Here is a 23,029-nt window from a genome sequence, read left to right as displayed (position 1 = left end):
ACTAAAATAAATTTTTCAAAACCGCTATCGATTTTGGTTCATAAAACCCAGTCAAATGTAACTCGTAATAATTGACAATTATTGCCAACAAACGTTGTCTTGATTGAACACTTAGGCTTAGATTGTGTGACTCATCAAATTTTATGCCTAAAATTGATCTGAAAAGCTTCAAATCTTCATGATGTAAACCTGGACCAACAAAAGCTTTGTTCGTAAATACTCCTTCTCGCAAATCAAAAGCACTTGAGTCGCTTTTTGCTTCTCCTGGATAAAACCCTAAATAACGAGTTAAATTAATTAAAAAGATCAAGTGAAAATTTGATACTTTATCATGCAGATCTAACCATTTTAACGAAATTTCTAAATAGGCGTATAAATCTTCGTTCGCTTCTTCCTCTCTCACTGAATTATACAACATTTCAGCAATAAAAAAAACGATGGATTGTTTTACATAATTCAAATAAACATCTTCGTAAGCATATGCAACTCTGACTTCTTTAATTGTATGCAAAGAGGCTTTTTTGGAATGACTCGCAACCAAATCAAGCTGAGATAAAGGCTGAAAATAAGCTGGCTTTAACGATCCTTTTTTTGATTTTAATATGGAACGAAGTAAATAACTTTTTATACCAAATTCTTTAGTATAGCAACGAACAATTAAACTAGAATCTCCGTATTTTATAGACGAAAAAACAATTGCTTTGGTTTGTACTTGCATTAATTGATTATTGCTATTTTCGTTGAAGATGTTTGCTTTCCTTCGGAATTAAACATTAAAACTATATAAATACCAGAAGCAACTTTTCTACCTGAAAGATTTCTCTTATTCCATACAAATTTACCTCCCGTAGTAGATTGAGTCTCGATTGCATTTGACTCAAAAACCAAATTCCCTGAAACGTCTAGTATTTTGATATTTGTTCCTTGCGGAATATTTGAATTTTTACCCGTTATTGATATTTGATTGTGCTGTTTTAATACTGGATTAGGATAAGCGTATATTTCTGATAATTCATCACCATAAGACGCAACACCTGTTTTGTAGGCTACAATTCCTTTTTCTGTTCCAAAATAAATGGTTTCGTTTTTTTCATCCATACTTAACGACAAGACTTTATTTGATGGCAACGGAGAATTGTCTGTATTAAACCCTAACAATGTGTTTTTTCCTGTAGCATTAGTTTGTAGCACGCCTCCTGATTCAGTAGCAAACCAAACATTTCCGGCACCGTCAACGAGTATATCGTTTATCCTTGCATTATCTAATAATTCAGATGCACCATCAGGACCGTCTATAATTACAGGAGCAGCAGGTCTAAAACTTCCAGAGAAAATCCTATCTACATCAGAAAAAAGCACCAAACCTTGCAATGTCCCTATCCAGACATTATTATCAATCCCTACAGCAACTGCTCGAACATTGTCTGTAGGTAACCCATCATTTAAAGATGTTAAGTTAATACTTTCTCCTTCATCATCACCTTGTACAAATACTCCATTTCTTCTAGATCCAATCCATTTATTATTATTCAGATCTATATTTATATCATTATAATTAAGGTTATTATTTTCTAATTCGAAACCACTCCAATTTCCTTGACTGGAATATCTTTTCAAAGCCCCACTACCATCTGTCACAAAAGCGTTTGTAATCCATAAATCACCATTTTCATCAAAAACCGTATTATGGATTCTAGTTGTAGTGTAAGTGGGATCTGTTACAGGTGAGAAATTTGATAATCCACTATTCACAGGATTCCAAAAATCAAAAAACTTGTCATTCTTCAAAATCAAAATACCTCCTTTGTCAGTCGAATTTGGATTTCCTCGCCCTTGTCCATACGAACTAACGTACACTTTATTTATATCATTAGGATCGAAATTTACAAATACCAAATCTTCTGAATTATGTTCAGAAAATGGTATTTCAACCCAATGATCTCCATTAAAATGATCCAAACTACTTCTAAACTGCAAAGGTTGATACCATGGAAAATACCCACCATACACACACCAAATATGATTGTCTTTTACAGAAATTGAAAACAAATCATTTGATGTTGGGCCGTCTGGATGAATTTCAATAAAATCATTAGGGGCTATGTTTGTAGATCTTAACACTCCTCTTTCATTAGAACCTAAAAACAAATTCTCGCCTTCATAAACCACTGACGACAATGTAACATCTGATGAGGTAGTTGAAAAAACCAGGTTATACAGTGTGTCATACACAAAACCCTGTTTTTCTGTCACAAAACTTATATTTGCCACATTAGCATACAAGTCTAATACATTAGAACTCAGCGTCAATTTTAACTCAAGGGTATTGTTGTTTTTAATCAGACTAACCTGTCTATCTTTTACTGCGACAACTTCATTATCAAAAGAAATTAACCCAGAAAAATCTCCTGAAAAATTTTTCACCCAATTAACAGGGTTACTTAAATTTGAAGCATAATCAGCAATATATACACCATCTTCAGAAGCTGCATAGATATATCCTCCAGAAATAACTATATCATTGACAAACACATCAGAAGAATTCGCACCAATAAAAAAAGTATCTTCAAACTCAAGGTCTTCCATGTTATAAACTACAATACCAAATCCCATCGAAAGGTATAAGTTATCTCCTGAACCGTAAATTGAATTGATATTTTTATCTGTGGCAATATTTGAAAGAAGAATATCTACAACTTTTTTAACGTTACCATCTTCATCTATAATTTCCATCAAACCATTTTCATAACCTATTACGACTTTTTTTGTGCCCTGATGGTAATGAATTGAGGAAGTTGTGTTTCCTGATAGACCATTTACAGTTGAAAATTTACTTACTTCATTTGTACTGATGTTGTAAATAAATGCAGCATTCGCAGTAATAGCATAAATCACATCATCCTGCTTTACGAAATCTACAACTTTATTGTATGAGAAAAAATCTTTCCAATCTCTAGAGTAATCGGTCTGAGCAGTCAAACCAGATACAAAAAGGAAGATCAAAACCTTAAAAAATAATTTCATTTACTTAAATTTAATCTGTTCATTTCTTTCTAAACAGAAGAATTAAACATCTACAACTTTGTCAAAGATACTATTTAACTGCGCATTTTTCATATTTTTACCTACATCAATCAACAACAACACAAAATTTACCTATGCCTTTAGAAATTGAAAGAAAATTTCTCGTTATAAATAATTCTTTTCAACAAAACCCTGAAAAAAAAAGCCACATCATACAAGGATTCTTGAACTCTGATAAAAACAGGGTTGTTCGCATTCGAACCATTGACCAACAAGCTTATATTACCATAAAAGGAATCACCTCAAAAAATGGAACCACTCGTTATGAATGGGAAAAGGAAATTGCTTTTAGCGAAGCCAAAGAATTATTAAACCTTTGTGAAAAAGAACCAATAGAAAAATTTAGATATATCATAATTCATAAAAATCATACTTTCGAAGTAGATGTATTTCTTGGGATAAATGAAGGTCTTATAGTTGCTGAAATCGAATTAGAATCAGAAAATGATGAATTCGAGAAACCAGAATGGTTGGGAAAAGAAGTTACAGGGATAAAAAAATATTACAATTCTGAATTGAGTAACACCCCTTATAAAACGTGGTAAAAAAAACTTAGGCTTTCAAATAAATGAAAGCCCAAGTAATAAATAAATCCTACCCCTAAGATTTATATTGTAAATATTTTATAGTGTAATATACTTTATAATTTGATCACAAACAAGCTTCAATAGCACAAATTAACAAATGTTAATTATGTGTTAATTGTTGTTTGGGTTGCAAATATACACAAACATTATCTTTAGTTAACTAAATAAAACACAAAACATTAACATTACACAACAAATAGTACATTCTAAACTACAAACGGATTAATTATCTTTTCTTAATGGAAACTTAATACAAACTTCTGTTCCACTACTCTCTTTTTCCAAAATATTCACTGTTGTAATATCGACTTTAGAAGATTCGTGTAGTAATTTTATTCTTTTTTCAGTTGCCAATGAGCCGAAAAATTTTCGTTTTGAAGATTTCTTATTTTGGCTTTTTACTTTTTCATTAATACCGACACCATTATCTCTTATAAAAATTACAACTTCTTCTTTTTTTTTCAAAATAGTTAAATCGATCCGCTTTTCTCCTTCTTTCCCTGCCAAACCATGCCAAATTGAATTTTCAATATACGGTTGTAGAAATAATGGAGGAACACTTATTTCGTGTAAATTTAGCAAGGGATCTATTTCCTTGTGAAACTCAAAACCACCAGTCACTCGTTTTCTTTCTAAATCGACATATATATCTAAAACTTCTAATTCTAAAAATAGAGAAATCTCAGAATTTTCTGAATTCTTTAAAATTCGACGAATTAACTTTGAAAATGAAGTAATATAATCTGAAGCTTCTTCTTTTTTGTTTTTCAGCACAAAATTATTGATTGAGTTTAATGAATTAAATATAAAGTGTGGATTCATTTGACTCTGGAGCGCACTCATTTTTAATTCAGCCGCCTCCTTTTGTTTTAAGGCATATTGAATCTTCAAATCCGTCTTTTTTTCTAGCACTTGCTCGAAAATATTCCCCATGATATAAGTAAACATAAAAGCCTCTAGCATTACTCCCAGGTAACAAAAAAAAACTGGCTCAAAAAGCAAATTCTCGATACTATTCCTATTTAAAAATCGATAATAGATTCCCCAGTTTCCAAAAATTAAAAAAAAGCTTGAGCCTATTATAAAATTATATGCGTTTCTACCTTTAATTTTTGAAATTTCAAAATAAGTTAAAACCGTAAAAACACTCAATAAATTTAAAAGAATAAACACTACGGTAATTAGTACATGAGACCCAAACAAATATTGGACAAAAGGCAAAATACTAGCTCCAATTACAATCGAATATTGTTCGAATTTAAAATACTTGTCCCACCTTGGTGTATTCACACTTGTTGTTAAAAGGATTCGTTCAAACTCTATGTAAAAAACAAAAGAAAGAAACAGAAACGAATAACCAAATAGGCTATAAAACTGGTGAAAACTCTCAGGAACTACCGATTTTATAAAGTATAAAAAAACAAAAAGTAAATAAAGTGAATAATTTAAAAAGAGTCTTTTTCCGTTTTGCAAATACAAACCTGCATTGATTAGGAACAATAATAATATTGCTCCTCTTATCCAAGAATACAACTCAGAATTTAAATCACTAAACATTTAACTGAAGCTTTTCAATTAATTCGTTTTTCTTATTTCTACTAACATTAGCCGTTAGTTCATTGGTTAAAATCAACTCTCCACCATCTCTTTTTAAGTATTCTTTTACATGAGACAGATTAATTAAATAAGAGTTATGTACTCTATAAAAAGACCTTGATTGAAATTTCTTTTCAACCTCTTTTAGAGTTTTAGAAACAATGATTTTTTTATTCGTTACTAAATAAATCGTCGTATAGCTTTTGTCTGATTGCAGCATCACGACATCATCTTCTTCTAAAAAATAAATTTTACCATCAGCCGATATATTTATCTTAGGTGACTTTGTTCCCATAGAATACAACATAGCATCCATTTTAAGCTCTAAGTTGTTCTTTTGAAGATTCTTTCGAGCTTTTTCAACTGCTAATATCAAATCCTCTTTGTCTATCGGTTTTAACAAATAATCAACAGCATCATTTTTAATTGCTTGTAATGCAAATTCATCAAAAGCTGTTGTAAAAATCAACTGGAAATCTCTTTCTGGAAGTTTTTCTAAAAAACTAAATCCATTCATCTCTGGCATCTGAACATCAAGAAAAACTAGATTAGGATTTATATTTGGAATTATTTCAAGCGCTTTTTTAGGACTCGAACAGGTAGTTATAGACACATCAGTGATATACGTTTTTAACTTCCATTCTAGCACTTCTAAAGCGTCCTTCTCATCATCAATTATTAATATTTTTAACATCTTTTTCAATTTTATACGAAAATAAGGATATTTCAATAAATTTAATAGTAAAAGATACGTTTCCCAACATTAAAAAATTCAAATCGAATAACAATAAATAGCTAAAAAATGGCACAAACTTCCAAAAAGCACCAAAACATGGAAAATAGCATGGTTAAATTTTAATTTTTGCAATGTAAAAAACAATGCCCCAACTGAATAAAAAATACCTCCTAGCAATAAAAACAAGACGCCTTTATCAGAAAAATTGTTTAGTAATGGTTTGATAACAACTATCAACATCCATCCCATCAAAACGTATGACATTATAGAAAGGGTTTTGTATTTACCAATAAAATAAACCTTATATACAACACCAAATATGGCAAGCAACCACGAACCACCAAAAACCAACCAGCCCAACCTCCCTTCTAAAACTACCAAAGCAACCGGAGCATATGTACCAGCAATAAGTATATAAACAGAAGCATGGTCGAAAATATTTAAATAGTACCGATACTTCTTATTTTTTGCACTGTGATATAGTGTTGATGCTACATACAAAATAATCATACTAGATCCGTAAATAATAAAACTCAAAATGACTTCAGGATCTTTTGTTTTGAAAGCTTTAATAAGCAAAAAGGGAAAAGCAACAAGACTTAATATTGCACCGAGACCGTGAGAAATAATATTTATTTTCTCTTCTTTTTCCGGATAATATGTCACATTAAATTCCATGATAATAAAACTGAGGTCGTCTTATTAATTTACGAAATTTTCGCCAGATTTAAAAATATTACTCATTCATAAACAGGTCGTTATACAACAACGTATAACAGTCATTTTGCAAGGTATTCATCCCTGAAATCTCAATATCTTTTGTCTCTATAAATGGATGTATTTTAACACGTAGTCTCCCCGGAGATCCGCTAAAAAAAGTATATGAAAACCTCTTTTTACAATCATAAAAGCTCAGTGGAACAATAGTCAATTTGTGTTCTATCGCTAATTTAAATGCCCCTTTTTTAAATTCAGACAACACTATCGATTCATCATCAGGTACCATACCTTCCGGAAAAATACAAATACTCAAACCAGCATCTATATGTTTTTGTGCTGCCTTAAAAACCTTTTGTTTACTTTGGATATTATTTCTATCCACGAGAATGCAGGTTTTTTTATAGAAATAACCAAATACTGGCATTTTTGCCAATTCTTTTTTACCAACAAACACAAATGGATTTTTAACTACCGCTAGCATGAGCAAAACATCTAAAATAGATGTATGATTTGCAATAAAGATATAACTCTCATCTTGTTTTGGTGTTTGCAATATTGTTTTATCAATTACAAACCCCATGCAAAAAAGAATCGTTTTGGCCCATAAAGATGCGATCATAGAAAAAACGGGATACCATTTCTCTCGAGCTGTTACAATAAGTAACAATGGTGAAAAGATCAACACGGTACCTGTGAACAACGTATAAAACCAGATTCTCCATAACAAACGGAGTATATTTTTTAAGATAAAAAGCATAACTCAAAAGTAGCATTATTCTAGCAACATCTAAATCAAGTCAAATGAATTAACAAAAGTTTGATTATTTTCAAGTCGCTATCCAAAAAAAATCGAACTGCTTTGCTTACTTTTGCTTTTCAAATTATCAAAAAATGTCAAGAATTTTAACCGGTGTTCAAAGTACAGGAACACCACATTTAGGAAATTTATTAGGAGCCATTATTCCTGCTATTGAAATGGCAAATGACCCTTCGAACGAATCATTTTTATTTATTGCAGATCTTCATTCGTTAACTCAAATAAAAGATGGTAAAACTCTAAAAGAAAACACATACAGTACAGCTGCAGCTTGGTTAGCTTTTGGACTTGATGTAAATAAAACTGTTTTTTACAGACAAAGTGATATTCCTGAAACGACAGAACTAACTTGGTATTTGAATTGTTTTTATCCATACCAACGATTAACATTGGCACATTCTTTTAAAGACAAAGCCGATCGATTGGAAGACGTAAATGCTGGCTTATTTGATTACCCAATGTTAATGGCTGCAGATATTTTGCTGTACGATGCAGAAATTGTTCCAGTAGGAAAAGATCAATTACAGCACTTAGAAATGACAAGAGATGTTGCCGGACGATTTAACCATCAAATGGGTGAGACATTTGTATTACCCGATGCAAAAATTCAAGATGCTACCATGTATGTTCCAGGAACAAATGGTGGAAAAATGAGCAAGTCACAAGGGAATATTATTGACTTGTTTCAAACAGATAAAAAATTGCGCAAACAGGTGATGAAAATTCAAACGGATAGCACACCGATGGAAGCCCCTAAAGACCCTGACACTTGTAATTTATTTGCTTTGTACAAGCTAATTGCTTCTGAAGAACAAATCGCTACGATGCGTGCAAATTACGAAGGTGGGAATTATGGTTATGGTCATGCCAAGCAGGCGTATTATGAATTATTGGTTGAAAAATACGCGGTAGAACGTGAACGTTACAATTATTATATAAATAACTTAGATGAAATAGATAAGGCATTGGCTATCGGTGCAGAAAAAGCAAAAAAAGTTGCTCAAAAAGTTTTATCTAGAACTCGAAAAAAATTAGGATATTAATTCTACATATATAAACTACACAACCTCTTTGATCTAATTAAAGAGGTTTTTTATTGCTGTGTATATGTGTGAACACTTGTTTGTGCGACTGGCAAATAATTCACACCAAACCAACAAACCAATAACACTACAAAGGCCAATGCCAAAATTGTAAGTGACTGTTTTGTTTTATGTGTATGGAAGTATCTATAATGAATATAAGTCAAATACCCCATCCAAGTTAAAAAGGCCCAAATCTCTTTCGGATCCCAAGTCCAGTAATGCCCCCATGCTTCTTTTGCCCACATCGCACCAAATAACAGACCTAACGTTAAAAAAGCAAAGCCAATGTATACCAAGTTATCAGCGAGCTTTAAAGTTTCTTCAGAAAGATTGTTTTTCGACAAATCATATATGCCCTTCATTGCAACGATACTCGAAGCAGCCAATACGGCATAAGAGAATAAATACACCAATACATGAGGTACGAACCAAGGACTTTGAAGTGCTGGCATTAAGGTTTTTGAATACGTTTCAGGATTTAGATAATTGATCGTTAAAAACACCGACGCTAAAACAATACTATACGCCAAAAACCATTTGTATCTCCATCTAAAATAAGTTACAAACCCCACGAAAGGTAAAAAGGTAGCATACCACAATCTTGTTTCTCCTAAAGTTCTCATTGGTGGTCTATCTAACTCCATCCATAGTTTCGCCACAAAAAGCAACAACACTCCCCACCCTATAAATAAAATAGGCAAAGCAATATTTAATAATTGTTTTTTTCGATAAGACCACAATAAAAACACTAAGCCTATCAGCCAAATACAACCAATAATTCCACTATACAAAGGAAAATCTATCCAAGTCATCTTAGTCTTCTTTATTTATTTTATTCCCTAACCAAAACATATTCATTGCCCCAATAATCATCATAAAAATTCCAGAATAGATTACCGGAAGCCATGGGTCACGAACCAATTCTACGACACTTAAATCAGACCATTTACCCATTTTTTCATCGTAACTTAACTGGTAAATATCCCATCCTTTGTAATAATAAGCTTCGTTTACCAACAGAGTTGTATTGATTCGTTCTCCCTCTTTGGTTAAGATATCAATATCAGAACTAAACTCTTTAGGTTCAGGAATTGTCATTACGATTGAATATGCGTCACTAATTTTAAGCGACTCATACGGATAACGAAAACTACCACTACTGATCCAACCTTTCACAATACTATTATCTTCGGTATTCGTTACAGTAACTTTAGCTGCTGGGGGTGAGCCCACTTCATTTACAAAGAAATAATTTGCTCCATGTTTCCCTGCATTTTCTAAAAAATCTTCAATATGAACTTGATAATTCTTAAAATAATAGGTTTCTCCTTTCTCAACCAGGTATAAGTTTTTTCCGTTGTTATGAGCAATGCTACCTGTTTTATTATCAACCAAAGCCAATTTAGGATTGTATTCTTTGATGATAAAATCGTTCAAATAAATTGCAAACGGAAGCTCTACTTCTTGCTCGTCATCGTCAAAAGCCATAACACTAGGCTTTCCTTCATATACATTTAACGACAAACGTTGTAGGTCTCCACTTCCTAACACTCCCGCTACTATCGCTATAAACAGTCCCAAGTGACTTACTACAAATCCAAAATTGGACCAACTGAATTGCAAAAGGCGTTTTATCGTAACCAATCCCAAACAGGTTAAAAACTGAAATAAAATCAACAAAAATGCCCAATGCGTTGTGATGTGATTTAAACCCATTTTTGTAATTGTTGGGTTCGGTGATGGTATTTGTGGTACAACCCCCATGATCATCACCATAAATGTCACCAAGACAATTGAAGAAATAGAGGCTGGTACTTTTGTCAACCAACGAATCAACTGAATGTTAGAAAACCTGTAGTATACAACAAAAAGCAACACAACATACCCCGTTAAAAAGAGTACATTAAATGGGTATGAGATTAAAAACTCTTCGTTAGAAGGAAAGAACACCTCCATCATAAAACCAGTCAGGAGCAGTCCTGTACCAATGAAAAATGATTCCATATAGCTCCAAGGGTGCTCCCAAAAGTCTTTATTTTTTTTCTTAGATGTTTCTTGCGTCATAGATGAAAATAAACATCGCTAAGGTACTAATATTTAGCTTCTCTTTGCTTCGCTTCTTCATCCCATTTTGGCAAAACATTCTTTTTAAAATCTGCTTTTTCAGCTTCTAATTGATCCATTGGCAATCCAATGTATTTTTGAGCCGCAGCTTTGGTTTGAATTGGTGGATAAGGAACTTCTCCACTAAAACCTAATTGCATCAATAATTTACCTAACTTGATTCTGGTTTCTTGCGTAATATCGATTCCTTTACCAATAACTCTACCTAATTCTACCGGTGCGTGGAAAGATCCTCCATGTGATGCTGCAGCATAATCCCATCTCCATTGACCTAATCTAATTCCGTGTAAAATATCTTTCATTTGAGCTTCAGTTGCTCCTAAATCCCAACATTTTTTAGCTTCAACATGTGCACGTACCAACAATCTTTCTAGTTGATCTCTGTTTTCTAAGATACGATCTTGATTGTCGTAAACATTTTTAGTCAACACATCTTTTTCTTCACGGTGACATACTTGACAAGAATTCGCCACGTTGTTTAATGGAGACTGGATATGATGATCTGTAAATTTCTGTCCACCTTCTGTTTTGTATGGCATATGACAATCTGCACAAGACACACCTCTCTGACCATGAATACCCATTTTGTATACTTCATAACCTGGATGTTGCGCCTTTAACATAGGAGCTCTACTTAATTTATGCACCCAGTCAACATGCCCTACTCTATCGTAATATGTTTCCATATCTTCAACTGTTTGACCATCGTCCCATGGGAAAACTAAATATGGTGTACCTTCTTTTCCAGGTAATTTTTTGTTGAAATAGTACTCAACATGACATTGTGCACATACCAAAGAACGCATTTCGTTATGTGTTGCTTGTTTGATGTCTTTTCCTTGTCTTTCAAAAGCTTCAATCAATGCAGGTCTTGTAACCTTTAAATTCATCGTTTCAGAATCGTGACAATCAGCACAACCAATTGGGTTTACAATTTCAGCACCTAATTTCCCCCATTTTCCTTTGTAGAATTCTTCGACTCCTTGTTCGTTCATAATTCTTGGAACATCTGGAGACTTACATGTCCAACATGTAGAAGGCATTGGCCCATCGTCTTTACCTTTCGGCCCTCCCGTTCTCAAAGAATTTCTTAAGTCCTCCACAGCATAAACGTGACCACGACCTTGGTTGTAATCTTTAGAAAAACCATAACCAGCCCAAAGCACTACCAAACGAGGGTCTACTTCTAACATGTCAATCATTGCGTTTCCGTTATGCTTTGATTTAAAAGTTGAATCGGCAGTTCTATAATAAGATTCAAATTCTCGAGGAAAATTCTCTCCCCATACTTCATTCCTTGGTTCACCTTGTTTGATTTTATTCATAGGTGTATAAGCGTATTTCGCCTCTATTTTACGTTCTGTAATTGTCGAAACTAACAATCCTAGTAAAAATACTAGCACCATTGATGCTATAAACAACACCCAATTTTTCCAAGGTTCTCTTTTTGCGCTCATAATTATTCTTTTGGTTTATTATCTAAATCTTTCATATATTTTTTTAACCATTCTGGCACCGTCTCCTGATGCTCTTGTGGCACTTTCCCATAGTATTTTACAGAAGACAAACTATGTATTTTTCCATGAGGGACTTCTTTATGACATTCCCAACATTTTCTGTCGGTCATATTCGCTTTATGATTGTCTACGGTACTTGCTAATTTAACATCAACTACTTGGTCTTGATGACAGCGAATACAGTTGTTATGCACTACTTCGTTACCCGCTTCTCGCATACGAATTACTTCAGGCTCATTTCTAGTTGTAAAAACTGAAGCATGATACAACCCATCCATCGCCTTGAAAGCATATTTTTTGAATACGTTGTCATGAGGAACATGACAATCATTACACGTTGCCCATTCTCTATGAGAGCTATTCAACCATGTTGTATATTGAGGCGTCATTACATGACAGTTAACACAAGTCTTCGGATCGTCTGACAAATATGAAATGGCTTTCGATTCAATCATTGCATATAGGGTAAGTCCGAAAATAGCCCCTAATAAAATAACTACTGGTGTACGCCATTCTTTTGGTGGAATAATTAATCCAAGTAACTTACTCATGATTCGCAATTTTTAAATTCTGTCCTGTTTGCTAAATTTAACACAAATTTAGGTTTCCACACAAATAAAAAGATGATAGATGTCACTTTTTATTTTTATTTCAAAAAAAAATAGGCTGTATTTCTACAGCCCATTGTGTTTTAAAACAACTTATGTTTTACGGTGCAGGATACGGCTGCAATTTATGTATTTCATCAACCTCTGCTAACAACTCAGGGGTTAAGTTAACATCAATAGTGGCAATATTTTCTTTTAATTGCCCTATAGTCGTCGCTCCGATTATAGTAGAAGTCACAAAAGGTTGAGTTTCTATAAACGCAAGTGACAATTCAATCAAACTCAACCCATATTTTTTCGCAAGTTCTTGATATTTTTCAGCCAAAAACATCGCTTGATCATTGCTATATCTCGAATAATTTGGAAATAGTTTCAAACGTGATTTTTCGGGTAGTTGTCCGTTAAAGTATTTTCCTGAAAGCACCCCAAAACCAAGAGGAGAATAGGCTAGCAAACCTATATTTTCTCTCATAGAAACCTCAGCCATCCCAACTTCATATGATCTATTTAAAATCGAATAAGGGTTCTGAATAGATTTTGCCCTTGTGAGGTTATTTTTAGTACTTTCTTGAATATGACGCATCGTTCCCCAAGGTGTTTCATTAGAAACACCATAGTGACGAATTTTACCTTCTTTTACCAAACTGTCTAATTTTAAAATAATTTCATGAAAATTATCTTCCCACTGCTCATCATCCTTATGTTTATAGTTAAGTTTACCAAAAAAGTTCGCATTTCTTTCTGGCCAATGCAATTGATACACATCAACATAATCTGTTTGTAAATTTTTCAAGCTTCGCTCTAACGAAAAATCAATTGACTTATCAGAGAAATCCATATTTTCTCTAATATATTTCAAACCAGGGTTTGGTCCGGTAATTTTTGTGGCAACAACAAAATCTTCTCTTTTTTGATCCTTCAACCAAGACCCCACAAATCTTTCAGAGTTTCCTTGTGTTTCTTTTCTTCCTGGAATCGAATACATTTCAGCAGTGTCAATAAAATTAACCCCTTCACCAGCAGCATAACTTAATTGTATATGGGCTTCTGCTTCGGTATTTTGCTCTCCAAATGTCATGGTTCCTAAACAGATTTTACTAACCTTAATATCTGTATTAGAAATTTTTGTGTACTTCATAAATGCTTCCTATTTCTTTTGAGTATATTGGTCTAAAACTTTGAAAATACTTACCATTTAATGCTAATTATTTCTAAAATTGAACCGTTCGATAAAGATATTTAAATAATAAACACAAAAAAAGCCTCACGTAGTTCGCAAGGCTTTTATTATTTATTATATTATTCTTTATGCTTTCAAAGCAGCAATTCCAGGCAACACTTTACCTTCCATATATTCTAACAAAGCACCACCACCTGTTGATACATATGATACATCATCACCAAAACCTAGATTGTTAATAGCAGCTGCAGAATCCCCACCTCCTATTAATGAAAAAGCTCCATTTTCAGTAGCTTCTTTTACTGCTTTTGCTACTTCAATCGTACCTGTTGCATACAATGGTATTTCAGAAACTCCCATTGGTCCATTCCAGATTACGGTTTTAGATTCTTTGATAATAGTTGAGAATTTCTCGATTGTTTGTGGTCCAATATCAAATCCTTCCCAATTATCAGGAATTTGTCCTCTCAACACAACTTGTGTATTTGCAGTGTTTGAGAAATCATCTCCTAACAAATTATCTACAGGGAAAATTAAATTTACACCTTTTGCTTTTGCTTTTGCCTCTAATTCAAGAACGTATTCTAACAAATCTTCTTGACATAAAGAATTCCCGATACTACCACCTTCAGCTTTTGCAAATGTATAAGACATCCCTCCACCGATAATAATATTATCAGCAACATCTAATAATTTTTCAATAATTAAGATTTTGTCAGAAACTTTTGCACCTCCCATAATAGCAGTCACAGGCTTGTCTCCTCCTTTTAATACTTTATCAGCATTTACTAACTCAGCTTCGATTACAAAACCAGCTACTTTTTCTTCAAAAAACTGTGCTACAATTGTAGTAGAAGCATGTGCTCTATGCGCGGTACCAAAAGCATCATTTACATAGATATCTCCTAATTTAGACAACTGTTTAGAGAATTCAAGGTCTCCTGCAGTTTCTTCTTTGTGAAAACGTAAGTTCTCTAAAATCAAAACCTCTCCAGGTTGCAAAGCCGCAACAGCTGCTTCTGCATCAGCACCAACACAAGAATCAACAAATTTTGCTTGAACACCTAAAACCTCACTTACCTTTTCTACTATATGACCTAATGAAAACTTAGACTCAACTCCTTTCGGACGACCTAAATGCGACATCAAAACTGCTGCACCACCATCTTCTAAGATTTTTATAATTGTTGGTTTTGCTGCTTTAATTCTTGTAGTATCTGTTACGTTAAAATCTGCATCTAATGGCACGTTAAAATCAACACGAACTAAGGCCTTTTTACCTTCAAAACTAATGTCTTTAATTGTTTTCATTGTTTGTTTAATTAAAATTTGTAAGCAAATATACTTATTTTACATGGGTGTTTTTAAAAATCTAAAAAAAGCTACTACAACGTTTTTGTAAAACATTGTAGATGTTTTTATTGGTAAAACTTCTATGGTTGGACAAAACTACTTCTCAAGTGTGCACATTTTTAAGCTCCATTCTTATACAAGTAGCAGAGTATATTCCTATATTTGCTCATGCTTTTTTCAGAACTAATTGGTCAAGAACACATCATCAATCACCTTACTACTTCAGCGGATAATGGAAGAATTCCGCATGCGCAATTGTTTGTAGGGAACGAAGGGTCAGGCACACTGCCAACTGCCATTGCTTATGCTCAATATTTATTGTGCAGCAAGAATGAAGATGCAGCAGCTTGCAATTTAAAATGTGATAAATTGGCGCACCCTGATTTGCATTTTGCTTTTCCGGTAGCCACAAATGACAAGGTTAAAAAACACCCTGTGAGTAATTTGTTTTTAGACGATTGGAGAAGTTTTGTAAAAAATCAACCTTATGGAAATCTTTTCAATTGGTTCCAACATATAGGAATAGAAAACAAACAAGGGATGATTGGTGTTGATGAAGCAGAACAGATTGTAAAATCATTACAACTAAAATCTTACGAAGGAGGGTATAAAGTAATGATTATTTGGATGGCAGAAAAAATGAATAGTTCTGCGGCTAACAAATTATTAAAATTAATTGAGGAGCCACCTGAAAAAACAATTTTCATTCTGATTGCAGAAGATCAAGAACAGATTATCAATACAATCTTATCGAGATGTCAAGTATTGCATTTTCCCGTACTAAGTGAAAATGACATAGCAAACGCATTGATAGAACACGAAAATTCTTTTCCTGCTGAGGCTTCAAAAATTGCACATCAAGCAGAAGGAAATTACAACAAAGCTATTCATTTATTAAAACACGATTCGAACGATTTAGTATTTGAACAGTGGTTTGTTTTATGGGTAAGAACCGCTTTTAAAGCAAAGGGTAATGCAGCTGTGATTCAAAACTTAATTGAATGGAGCGAAACGATTGCTAAATCTGGTAGAGAAACACAGAAACGGTTTTTACACTATTGTCTACAGTTTTTTAGACAAGCCTTATTACACAATTACAAAGCAAACGAATTGGTGTTTTTAGAAACCCAAACAGCAGGATTTGCCTTAGAGAAGTTTGCTCCGTTTATCCATGGAGGAAATATTCTTGATATCGAAAAAGAAGTTAGTGACGCACTCTACCATATTGAAAGAAACGGGAATGCTAAAATTATTTTATTAGATTTATCAATTAAACTAACCCGCTTGTTGCATACAAAGGAAGTATCTTAAACAATTACAATGAAATATTACAATCTTTTAAAACTGAATCATTTTATCAAAAATGACCGAATAAAACTTTTAGGGTTGTATATACTTCATGTTTTAAACAAACGTTATTTAGCAGTGCATTTCGACCCCGTAAATGCATGTAACTTGCGTTGTAAGATGTGCTATTTTACAGACAAAGATTACGTAAAAAAACTGAAAGGTGTTTTTCCTGAAAACGAATTACCAATATTCGCAAAGGCTATTCTAAAGAGAGCTGTAAAGCTTCAAATCGGATGCGGTACGGAACCCACTTTATACAAAAACTTAGAAAAAATTATTCTGCTCGCAACCCAATACAAAGTTCCTAACATTTCAATGACTACAAATGCCAACACTATTGAAAAAGAAACGCTATTTAAATGGTGTGAAGCAGGCTTAAACGAAATCACAATTTCTTTACATGGTACAAAAAAAGCGACCTATGAAGAAATGATGGGAAAAGGTAATTTTGATCGTTTTATGCAATCGGTTTCTTATATCTCTGATGCAAAAAAGACTTTTCCCGATCTTCAATTGAGAATCAATTATACATTCAATGAAGATAACTTCGATGAACTAAAAGATTTTGGTACAGTATTCAAAGACCTCTCTGTTGATGTTTTACAAATACGACCTATTGTAAAAATGGGAAACACAGCCTATTCAAATTTTAGTATGGAACAAATAATTCCTAAATACGAAGCACTACATACTCAATTAAAAAAAGACTGTAAAACGAATAACACTTTGTTTATTGCTCCTGAAATTTCTCAATTACAAAAACAAGTGTCTAACTCAAGTATTGTTTACAATTATACGTACTGCTATATTTCTCCCACTGCTTTTTGGCAAGAAGATTTTGACTGGAAGAATGAAAACTTTAATACCTATTCTAGAAGAACTAATTATGGACTTGGCATTCTGAAAATGGTATTTGCATCAAAAAAGAAAATAAATACTTTGTTAAACGGGAAACTAAAATATTCTATATCTTAAAAATCAACTCTAAAAACCAAATTGGGAGTAAAACCAATAGATATTTGATCTGTTTCAACTAGTGTTCTTTCTATCGATTGCCCAATTCTCTCCGTTTTAATTTCATAGTTTCTATCTAAGATATTTCTTGTGTTAAAAATATTCATCAATGAAATACCGAACTTTCCGTGCGTTGTTCCGTTTTTAGATAATGCAAATTTGTAGGTGGCTGACAAATCTATTTTATTGTACACAGGTAATCTGTTTTTATTTACCTCATCTTCATATACAATTCTATAGCTTCCTCTTGGAGTTTGTTCTATGCTAGTTCCTTTGGTGTATGGAGTACCTGAACGAAGTTTCCATCCCAAAGAAAATTCAAATTTTTGCAACATCAATGTGTGCGACCATACCAACGAATGTGGGATGTCGTATTCACCATCAAACTTTTCTCCATCATTTAATTGATCGTATTGAAATTTTGTTTTCGAGAGTGTATAACTGATCCATGATCTATAGATACCAAAACGTTTCTTTAATAAAACATCTACACCATTGGTAGTACTTTTCCCTGCCAAATATTGTGGTACTCTATTCGCTACATCTTCAGTCAGGATTGTAATTCCATCAATCCTTCGATTGTAAAGATCGATGTCTAAATTCCACCCATCTTTTTGAAATAAAAACCCAGCAGAAACCTGATAATTATTCAAGACCGGAATACGGTCCCCGTCAGATAATGCCCATATTTCATTTTCTAAACCAAAGCCATTATTTCGAAACTCGATTAACTGACTGATAACCTGGTTTTTTATTTCAGCTGAAAACTTTAATTGAAACGCTTCATTGAGTTGATTTGACACAAAAAAACGTGGCTCTAAATACAGTTGTTTGACAACAGAAAAATAGTTCGCACGCAAACCTAAATTTAAATTCCATTTCTGATCTTTACTCAGCGAATATTCTGTAAAAAAGGCATGTGTTCTATTTTGAGAATTATCTGACTCAAAAATTTGATCTTGTTCGTTATTGTTATTACTGTTGTCAAAAATATAACTGACCTCATTTTTTGACAATTCATATCCGTATTGCCAAGTTGAAACCTCATTTATCCTATTCGTTAAGTGTAGTTTTAAGCCAACATCTTTTACATTGTTATATTTCTCAAAAACATTTGTACTTGAGTTTTCTGGATTTCGACGTGTAATTTCACGTATTCCCGCATAATCAAGTTGGTAATTCGACTGATTTATTTCAAGATGGCTAGACCATTTCTCATTCCAATTCCTCATCCATTTTAAATCAGAGCCTCGGTTTTTAATCGCCAAGTTATCGGTGTTTATTTCGTTGAATCTTTCGTTTTCTGAATAGTATTCTAAATTATTATTATTGTACAAATTGCTAAAAACCAATTTGTCATTTTCAGTAACATCAGTGATAACTTTTAAATTGTAATCGTGGAAAAAGAAACTGTTATTTACATTGGTAATATCATTTGCCCCTTCGGTTTCGTCTTGAACAATTCGTGTATTTTGAAAAACACTTTCAGAAAACTTTTGGTAGGTTATCGTATTCCAGAAATCAGTAAGTGAACGTCTTCCTGATAAAATAACTCCTACTTTATCGTTAAACAAAGGCGTCTTAACATAGGCATCTGCATGCAATAAATTCAATCCAAACCCTGCATTAAATTCAGGTACAGCATCTCCAGAACTGATATCTAAAACCCCTCCAATTCGATCACCGTATTTGGCGCTAGTACCGCTTCTATAAAACTCTATTTTTTTTGTTACATAAGGGTTGAATGAAGATATTAGTCCAAAAAAATGCCCACTTTCATACATTTTTATCCCGTCAAACAATACTAAATTTTGATCTGGTGTTCCTCCTCTTACATGCAAATCAGAGGCAGTTTCACCTGGACTTTGTACTCCTGGTAATAATTGTAAACTTTGCAATACGTCAGGCTCCGTTAAGCCAGGTAAAATCCCCAAGTTTTTAGGCGAAACACGAATGGCTCCATCTCGCTTTTTTGACATTCCTTGTGTAAGGTAATCACTGATTAAAACCTCTTCTAATTCTTCATTAGTTTCAGCCATCGGTATTTGAATACAATCTATATCTATTAACTTATAAACTGAATTCTCTAAACTATAGTAGCCTAAATAATCTATTCGAATGACCCAGTCAGACATAAGTTTGTCTAACATAAAATAGCCTTTTTCGTTTGATGAAGTACCAATGGATTTCCCCTCAACCCAAATAGTTGCATTTGCTATTGGAAGTCCTGAAGCTTCGTCTATCAAAAATCCACAAATTGAGATATCGTGCTTAGGTGCTCTTTTTTTTATTACAATGTATCGAGCATCTAATTTGCTAAAATCTAAGTAGGTTTCTTCAGCTAAGAATTTTAATTTTTCTTCTAAAGTTTCTTCTTTATCAAATGGGAAACACTGCTGTTGCTCTATTAATTCTGAATCAAAAGAAAACCGAACATCAAACTCCTTTTCTATAGAACTTAGCAGCTCTTTAAGAGGAATTTGATCTTCGGTTTTTTTAAGATTATTTTGAGAGCTTACAGAAAATACAAGACTCAAAAAAAATAGTACAAAATAATGATATTTACCTTTCACTCAGTTTTATATTACCAGATTCACCAACCACATATGTGATTTGTAAAGGTATAAAAACTGTTTGTAAAGCTATTTCTTTATTTTTATAGGTAAAACTACCTGAGTACAACTGATTTACATCAATTGCAGAATGATCTATTGTAATTTTGTATTGTTTTTCAAGTTCTGAAATCACAACATGTAACGGTGCTTTTTCAAAAGTACTTTCTCCAGAAACCCAACTAGGACTTGTTTCTTTGAATGTAGTGTTTTTTCCTTTTGTCCCTTCTATGCGTTGAAACCCATTACCTGGAATTAATATTGTGTTTTGATTTTCACTCTCCACAGAAACTTTTCCTTCGTAACATTTTACGTCAAAGAATTGCTGCGTTTTTTTAACGTTAAACTGAGTACCTAACACACTAACAGAACCCATTTTTGTGCTCACTGTAAACTTAGATCCTTTTTCTACGACAAAATAACCCTCTCCTTCTAAAGTCAAATTTCTTTGACCTTCTTTCCATTCTTCTTCATCTAAAGTTAAAGTAGATTTTGCATTCAATTGTACCTTGGATCCGTCTGGTAAAACCACTGCCAATTGCTCACCATAATTGGTTTCATAGATTGTTTCAGATGGCATCATAAAATACACACCTAACAATACTGCAACCGATGCTGCAACCGATGCTGCAACCGCATATGCCCAATTCGGAAACAATTTTCTTACTTTTTGCTTGTTCTGTAATTTATTCTGAATTGCATTAAAAACAGATTTCTGATCAAATTCTGGTGCCTCAAAAAGTGCTGTTTTTTCTATAATTTTTGAATACTCTTGAAATGCTTTGGTTTTTTCAAAAGCAATCTTCTCCTCTTCATTAAGGTCATTGTTTAGCCATCTGGCTAAAAATGTATCGTCTGTGTAATTTTGCTCCATAATAGTATCCTTTGTTTATAGAACAGTTTATTTGAAAACTACCCTACCTCTATTTTAGGTTTTTTTTAACTTTATAGAAAACCTCTAAAACTTACCGTTTATTTTATCTCTCATTTTCAATAAAGCTCCGTGCATTCTTTTCTCAACAGCTTTCACAGATATATTCAACATTTCGGCAATTTCTTTGTAACTTTTTTTATCAATCCTACTCAATAAAAACACTTCACGCTGACCATCAGTTAAATCAGCAATGGCATTTTGAAGCTTTACCATAAACTCTTTTTCTTCTAAAATAAATTCTGGATCTTCATTTGTTGCTTCTGATCTAGGTATCTGTTTGTATTTTAAAACCACCTTGTTGTGAGCAACTTCGTTCAAAAAAAGATTATTTACGACTGTATATAAAAAGGATTTCGCTTTTTCAAAAATAACTTTCGCACAATTGTTCCACATTTTAATAAATGCTTCTTGTACCAGATCTTCTGCTTGATCTTGGTTACCACATTTATAATAAATAAAATTATAAAGCGACTTCGAATGATTGGAATACAGTTCTTCGAATACTTTCGATTCACAAACCGATTTTACTTCTGACATATAGCGATTATTTAAATTCAAAAATAGCTATTTTTTTATCTAAATCAATTAGATTTTTTTAAGTAGTAATTACCATTATAAATCTAAAATTATACTTATTATCTTTGAAACCAACCTACTTTAAATAACACCTATGAAAATGCCGTTCTCAAAAACAACCTTATTAATTATTTCTTTCATCTGTATACAGTCTTTTGCTCAAGACCTAAAACTTGCTTCTGATGTTTGGCCACCTTTTACAAATGTTGAAAAAGAAAAATCCGTTGCTATTGATATTGTTTCAGAGGCTCTCTTGCGTTCTAATATTTCTTGTAAAAACTACATTGTAGATTTTGACACAGTATTAAAAGGAATAAAATTAAACGACTATAACGGAAGTGCTGCTTTGTGGAAAACGAAACAAAGAGAAGAAACCATGTTGTTTTCTAAACCCTATTTAGAAAATCAATTGGTGCTGGTGAGTAGAAAAGGTACAAATGTTTCTGTGGCAAACTTTGAAGAATTGAACAATAAAAAACTTGGATTAATTGCTGGGTATGCCTACAACGAAACAATCACAAACCATAAGAATATTGAATATGTGTACAGTAAAAACAACCAGCAAAATTTAGAAAAATTACTCTCTGAAGAAATTGACTACTTCTTAGTTGATAACCTTTTAATTCAATACATGTTAAAATTCCAAGTAAACGATGTAAACAAATACCTATCCATTTCTAAAAAACCATATGCTACAAAATCCCTTCATTTTGCAATTAATAAACAGGTTGCCAATGCAGCAGAAATTATTGACCTTTTCAACAAAGAAATAAAACTCATGATGCAAGATGGTACCTATAATAAGATCATGGAATTAGATTGGATAAAAGTAGATATTGACGATGATGGAGTTTCAGAATTGATCTTAAATGGAGATGCTGTGGGTAAAGAAGCTCCAGAAAAATCGTATTCTCTTTTTTATGATGAATCGAAATCCAATGGTTTTTATATCAATAACAAACATTATCCTGATTGGGAAAGCGTTCCTGACGCATACAAAAACAAAATACCTGTTCAGAACAACCAGCAACTTGCCCCGGTAGGTATTCAAATAAAAATATAATTTCAAGTTAAACCCACAACTCTTTTAAAAGGCACCTATTATATGGGTGTCTTTTTTTTGTGATTTTATAAAA

General features: G+C 32.8%; 21 protein-coding genes. 6 read left to right on the top strand and 15 right to left on the bottom strand.

What is annotated here, in order from left to right:
* Position 1: 1 nt before the first annotated feature.
* Entirely contained in the window at positions 2-718 is a 717-nt protein-coding gene (recO, locus tag F6P99_RS04095; RefSeq protein WP_152286155.1) for a DNA repair protein RecO, read from the bottom strand.
* Positions 718-3,024, bottom strand: coding sequence for a type IX secretion system anionic LPS delivery protein PorZ (gene porZ / locus F6P99_RS04090; protein ID WP_152286154.1), 2,307 nt, complete (start codon positions 3,022-3,024; stop codon positions 718-720). Before porZ ends, recO begins: the two co-directional genes overlap by 1 nt.
* Before the next feature lie 134 nt (positions 3,025-3,158).
* On the opposite strand from porZ, the gene F6P99_RS04085 reads away from it, so the two are divergent.
* The gene (locus F6P99_RS04085) at positions 3,159-3,629 is read left to right on the top strand and encodes a CYTH domain-containing protein (RefSeq protein ID WP_152286153.1); all 471 of its coding nucleotides are present in this window, start codon (positions 3,159-3,161) and stop codon (positions 3,627-3,629) included.
* Positions 3,630-3,893: 264 nt separating this feature from the next.
* On the opposite strand, the gene F6P99_RS04080 is transcribed toward F6P99_RS04085, so the two are convergent.
* The 4 genes from F6P99_RS04080 to F6P99_RS04065 form a co-directional block, all read right to left on the bottom strand.
* A complete protein-coding gene (locus tag F6P99_RS04080; RefSeq protein ID WP_152286152.1) occupies positions 3,894-5,228 on the bottom strand; it encodes a sensor histidine kinase in 1,335 nt (444 codons plus the stop codon).
* On the bottom strand, positions 5,221-5,961 hold the full coding sequence (locus tag F6P99_RS04075; protein ID WP_152286151.1) for a LytR/AlgR family response regulator transcription factor: 741 nt from the start codon (positions 5,959-5,961) through the stop codon (positions 5,221-5,223). The genes F6P99_RS04080 and F6P99_RS04075 overlap by 8 nt, the downstream gene beginning before the upstream one ends.
* A gap of 78 nt (positions 5,962-6,039) precedes the next feature.
* Complete coding sequence (gene trhA / locus F6P99_RS04070; protein ID WP_152286150.1) at positions 6,040-6,681, bottom strand: PAQR family membrane homeostasis protein TrhA; 642 nt, start codon at positions 6,679-6,681, stop codon at positions 6,040-6,042.
* 58 nt (positions 6,682-6,739) lie between these two features.
* Positions 6,740-7,303: a lysophospholipid acyltransferase family protein gene (locus F6P99_RS04065; protein WP_226913007.1), complete on the bottom strand. Its 564-nt coding sequence runs from the start codon at positions 7,301-7,303 to the stop codon at positions 6,740-6,742.
* On the opposite strand from F6P99_RS04065, the gene F6P99_RS13490 reads away from it, so the two are divergent.
* Positions 7,302-7,430 carry a hypothetical protein gene (locus F6P99_RS13490; RefSeq protein WP_262884976.1) on the top strand — a complete coding sequence of 43 codons (129 nt, stop codon included), beginning with the start codon at positions 7,302-7,304 and terminating at the stop codon, positions 7,428-7,430. The genes F6P99_RS04065 and F6P99_RS13490 overlap by 2 nt on opposite strands.
* 184 nt (positions 7,431-7,614) lie before the next feature.
* On the top strand, positions 7,615-8,583 hold the full coding sequence (trpS, locus tag F6P99_RS04060; RefSeq protein WP_152286148.1) for a tryptophan--tRNA ligase: 969 nt from the start codon (positions 7,615-7,617) through the stop codon (positions 8,581-8,583).
* A 50-nt stretch (positions 8,584-8,633) separates the two neighbouring features.
* Here trpS and ccsA read toward each other — a convergent pair whose 3' ends face one another.
* The 6 genes from ccsA to F6P99_RS04030 all read right to left on the bottom strand — a co-directional run bounded on the left by ccsA (position 8,634) and on the right by F6P99_RS04030 (position 15,365).
* Complete coding sequence (gene ccsA / locus F6P99_RS04055) at positions 8,634-9,437, bottom strand: cytochrome c biogenesis protein CcsA (RefSeq protein ID WP_152286147.1); 804 nt, start codon at positions 9,435-9,437, stop codon at positions 8,634-8,636.
* A 1-nt stretch (position 9,438) separates the two neighbouring features.
* Positions 9,439-10,689, bottom strand: coding sequence for a cytochrome c biogenesis protein ResB (locus F6P99_RS04050; RefSeq protein ID WP_152286146.1), 1,251 nt, complete (start codon positions 10,687-10,689; stop codon positions 9,439-9,441).
* 26 nt (positions 10,690-10,715) lie between these two features.
* Positions 10,716-12,206 carry an ammonia-forming cytochrome c nitrite reductase gene (nrfA, locus tag F6P99_RS04045; protein WP_152286145.1) on the bottom strand — a complete coding sequence of 497 codons (1,491 nt, stop codon included), beginning with the start codon at positions 12,204-12,206 and terminating at the stop codon, positions 10,716-10,718.
* A 2-nt stretch (positions 12,207-12,208) separates the two neighbouring features.
* On the bottom strand, positions 12,209-12,817 hold the full coding sequence (nrfH, locus tag F6P99_RS04040) for a cytochrome c nitrite reductase small subunit (RefSeq protein ID WP_152286144.1): 609 nt from the start codon (positions 12,815-12,817) through the stop codon (positions 12,209-12,211).
* A 157-nt stretch (positions 12,818-12,974) separates the two neighbouring features.
* Positions 12,975-14,012: an aldo/keto reductase gene (locus tag F6P99_RS04035; RefSeq protein ID WP_152286143.1), complete on the bottom strand. Its 1,038-nt coding sequence runs from the start codon at positions 14,010-14,012 to the stop codon at positions 12,975-12,977.
* A 168-nt stretch (positions 14,013-14,180) separates the two neighbouring features.
* On the bottom strand, positions 14,181-15,365 hold the full coding sequence (locus F6P99_RS04030) for a phosphoglycerate kinase (protein ID WP_152286142.1): 1,185 nt from the start codon (positions 15,363-15,365) through the stop codon (positions 14,181-14,183).
* A 210-nt stretch (positions 15,366-15,575) separates the two neighbouring features.
* On the opposite strand from F6P99_RS04030, the gene F6P99_RS04025 reads away from it, so the two are divergent.
* Together F6P99_RS04025 and F6P99_RS04020 are read left to right on the top strand one after the other, a co-directional pair.
* A complete protein-coding gene (locus F6P99_RS04025; RefSeq protein ID WP_152286141.1) occupies positions 15,576-16,718 on the top strand; it encodes a DNA polymerase III subunit in 1,143 nt (380 codons plus the stop codon).
* A 9-nt stretch (positions 16,719-16,727) separates the two neighbouring features.
* Positions 16,728-17,732 carry a radical SAM protein gene (locus tag F6P99_RS04020; protein ID WP_152286140.1) on the top strand — a complete coding sequence of 335 codons (1,005 nt, stop codon included), beginning with the start codon at positions 16,728-16,730 and terminating at the stop codon, positions 17,730-17,732.
* On the opposite strand, the gene F6P99_RS04015 is transcribed toward F6P99_RS04020, so the two are convergent.
* The 3 genes from F6P99_RS04015 to F6P99_RS04005 form a co-directional block, all read right to left on the bottom strand.
* A complete protein-coding gene (locus tag F6P99_RS04015) occupies positions 17,729-20,308 on the bottom strand; it encodes a TonB-dependent receptor (protein WP_193315986.1) in 2,580 nt (859 codons plus the stop codon). The two genes, F6P99_RS04020 and F6P99_RS04015, sit on opposite strands and share 4 nt — an antisense overlap.
* 25 nt (positions 20,309-20,333) lie before the next feature.
* Entirely contained in the window at positions 20,334-21,257 is a 924-nt protein-coding gene (locus F6P99_RS04010) for a FecR family protein (protein WP_152286138.1), read from the bottom strand.
* Positions 21,258-21,341: 84 nt separating this feature from the next.
* The gene (locus F6P99_RS04005) at positions 21,342-21,854 is read right to left on the bottom strand and encodes an RNA polymerase sigma factor (RefSeq protein ID WP_152286137.1); all 513 of its coding nucleotides are present in this window, start codon (positions 21,852-21,854) and stop codon (positions 21,342-21,344) included.
* A 133-nt stretch (positions 21,855-21,987) separates the two neighbouring features.
* On the opposite strand from F6P99_RS04005, the gene F6P99_RS04000 reads away from it, so the two are divergent.
* Positions 21,988-22,956: a substrate-binding periplasmic protein gene (locus tag F6P99_RS04000; RefSeq protein ID WP_152286136.1), complete on the top strand. Its 969-nt coding sequence runs from the start codon at positions 21,988-21,990 to the stop codon at positions 22,954-22,956.
* Positions 22,957-23,029 lie beyond the last annotated feature (73 nt).

Origin of the sequence: Flavicella marina (genome assembly GCF_009193215.1) — a bacterium.
In the GTDB taxonomy this organism is placed as follows: Bacteria; Bacteroidota; Bacteroidia; order Flavobacteriales; family Flavobacteriaceae; genus Flavicella; species Flavicella marina.
This window is presented reverse-complemented; position numbering and strand designations above follow the sequence as displayed.